Below are 253 nucleotides of genomic sequence, written 5' to 3' on the forward strand. Positions count from 1 at the left end.
GGCCTCCCCCGGATTGGGTCCCACCAGGAAAGCAGCTACGTCCGGCCCCATGGCAGCTTCCAGCGCTTCCAGGTCGTTGTACGGGGTCGGGACGATACCCGGGGTAAACGGCCCGAAATGCTCGGTGGCCACCGGGTCATTGGATGCGGAAATAATCGTGATGGTCCGGCCGTGGAAGTTGTTCAGGCAGACGATGACCTTGCCCCCTCCATCCGGAATTCCCTTTTTCTCATATCCCCAATTCCTGCCCAGT

1 protein-coding gene is annotated in these 253 nt (G+C 60.5%); it reads right to left on the reverse strand.

The window, feature by feature from the left end; translation table 11 throughout:
* On the reverse strand, nucleotides 1-253 hold a 253-nt coding region (locus tag ACRHNM_RS17460; RefSeq protein ID WP_431137918.1), incomplete at both ends, for an aminotransferase class III-fold pyridoxal phosphate-dependent enzyme.

This window comes from Psychroserpens mesophilus (assembly GCF_050617655.1).
GTDB classification, from domain to species: Bacteria; Bacteroidota; Bacteroidia; order Flavobacteriales; family Flavobacteriaceae; genus Psychroserpens; species Psychroserpens mesophilus_A.